Source organism: Rhodococcus sp. BS-15 (genome assembly GCF_000813105.1).
Taxonomy (GTDB): Bacteria; Actinomycetota; Actinomycetes; order Mycobacteriales; family Mycobacteriaceae; genus Rhodococcoides.
Genome location: NZ_BAOX01000485.1, coordinates 1 through 2,099, shown reverse-complemented (window position 1 = coordinate 2,099; position 2,099 = coordinate 1). Strand labels below are relative to the sequence as shown.

Sequence of the window (2,099 nt, the reverse complement as noted above, 5' to 3'; positions counted from 1 at the left end):
GAAGAAACGTGCTGCCGCGGGTGGGGGGCGCTGATCGAGAACCCCGCCGCCTACCCCCAACCTCTCCGGCCGCCGGAACCTCACACTGCTCGACGCGGCCGGGGCCGGGCGGGGTCCCGGCGCACCAGGAACGCCCGCGTCGGCGAAGCCCTCGAGCAGGTGGGCCTTGCGGGGTGGGACGCAGACCGGTCAAGCAGTACTCGCTCGGTATGCGGCAGCGCCTCGGCTTGGCCGCGGCGCTCATGCGCACGCCCGAGCTGCTGATCCTCGACGAGCCGACCAACGGTCTCGACCCACAGGGAATCCTGGAGATTCGAGAATTGCTCCTGGGTCTGCATGCGGCGGGCACCACGGTGTTCCTCTCCAGTCACCTGCTGGCCGAGGTGGAGCAACTGTGCGACCGAGTGGGAGTGCTCGATCGGGGTCGCCTCGTTCTGCAGGATCAGCTCTCCGCGTTCCAGCAGCCCACCGGCCGGGTGCTGGTGGGCACCCCGGACCCGGCCGAGGCCGTCACCGTGCTCTCGGGAGTCCAGAACGCCACCGTGCTCCACCGTGAAGGGCAGCAGCTCGTGATCGAACACCCCGACTCGGCCTGCTCAATCGACTGCTCGTCGAAGGCGGGGTGCGGGTGAGCGAGCTGACGACGCAGCAGATGAGTCTGGAGCAATCCGTGCTGGCCGTTACCGGCTCGAGTGCCGACCGAATCGACGGTCCCGTCCGCTCCACCCGGACGGAGGTGACCGCATGATCGGCGTCGAGCTGCGCGCGATGCTGAGCCGACCCCGCACCTGGGTCGTCATTCTGCTGCTCAATCTGCTGCCCACCATCGTCGCGGGTCTGCTGGCCCTCACCGACGTCGGTCCGCGCCCCGGCGAAGGCCCTGCGTTTCTGTCCGCGGTGCTCACCAACGGCCAGCTCTATCCGCTCGCCGCGCTCGCCATCGTGCTGCCGTTGTTCCTGCCCGTCGCCGTCTCCGTCATCGCAGGCGATTCCGTTGCCGGTGAGGCTCAGGCCGGCACCCTGCGCTACCTGCTCGCCCGCCCGGTGGGACGCACCAAGCTACTGGTGGCGAAGCTGATCTCGGTGGCCGCCTTCGTGATGCTGGCCGTGGTCATCGTGGCCGCTGTCGCGTACTTCGTCGGTACGACGCTGTTCGACACCACGTCGTTGGCCGGCGTCTCCAGCGTGTCCGGCACGGTGCTGACCGATCAACAGGTCGCCGCGCGCACCGTCATCGCCGTGCTCTACGTGACGCTGTCCATGCTCGGAGTCGCCGCCATGGGGTTGTTTCTGTCGACCTTGACCGACTCCCCGCTCGCCGCGACGCTGGGCGCACTGGCGTTCCTCATCGCCAGCTCTCTGCTGCTGACACTGGACGCCGCCGACGCCATCGCACCGTATCTTCCGACGCGATACTGGTTGGCTTTCGTCGACCTGTTCCGCGATCCGGTGCCGACGCGGGACCTGGTGCGCGGTGTCGGTCTGCAGGGCGTCTACGTCGTCGTGCTCCTGGGGGCGGCGTGGGCGAACTTCACCACCAAGGACATCACGAGCTGAGACGGCTGCAATCAGCTGCGCCGAGCTGGGTGGTGGAATCGCCGTCCAGCTGCGCGGAGACCATCGCGCCGACGAGAGGATCGCGCGGCAGGTTCCCGTGATCGACGGTCGAGTCCGCGCACACGCTCTGAACGGGGATGTTGACGGCCCCGTCGAGTTCGGCCGACGTCGGCGGGGTCACCACCTGATCCAGTTCGGTCCAGATCGACACCCACTGCGGTCCCTCCGGGGTCTCGTCCCCGGCGTTCAAAGCGGCGAACACGGAACTGTCCGGGGCGAGCTGCTGACAGGCGGTGGCGCACTGGTCGGGCACGAACTGGGCCGCCAGAGCCGCCACTTGAGTGCCATGGTGCGGGGAGCCGAGGGTCACGATGCGTCGGGCCTGCTCGGCACCGCCCAGATCGGTGGCCCAGATCCGGGCCACCACTCCGCCGGCGGAATACCCGACGACGTCGACCGAGGTCGCTCCCGTCCGAGTCAGAGCCGCGTCGACGGCGTCGCGCAGGGTCTGCGCCTGCACGGTCAGATCGCCGACGCCACCG

General features: G+C 69.0%; 3 protein-coding genes. 2 read left to right on the top strand and 1 reads right to left on the bottom strand.

Translation table 11 applies throughout. From position 1 onward, the window contains the following. Nucleotides 1-173 precede the first annotated feature (173 nt). Both RHBS_RS29890 and RHBS_RS27165 read left to right on the top strand, forming a co-directional pair. On the top strand, nt 174-632 hold the full coding sequence (locus RHBS_RS29890; RefSeq protein WP_236745423.1) for an AAA family ATPase: 459 nt from the start codon (nt 174-176) through the stop codon (nt 630-632). Nucleotides 633-744: 112 nt separating this feature from the next. After that, entirely contained in the window at nt 745-1,557 is an 813-nt protein-coding gene (locus RHBS_RS27165) for an ABC transporter permease (RefSeq protein ID WP_128646892.1), read from the top strand. On the opposite strand, the gene RHBS_RS27160 is transcribed toward RHBS_RS27165, so the two are convergent. Then, on the bottom strand, nt 1,547-2,099 hold a 553-nt coding region (locus RHBS_RS27160), incomplete at its 5' end, for a lipase (protein WP_128646891.1). The two genes, RHBS_RS27165 and RHBS_RS27160, sit on opposite strands and share 11 nt — an antisense overlap.

Excerpts from the sequence above, each read along its gene's own strand:
- RHBS_RS27165 (WP_128646892.1), top strand. The coding sequence starts at position 745 with ATGATCGGCGTCGAGCTGCGCGCGATGCTGAGCCGACCCCGCACCTGG.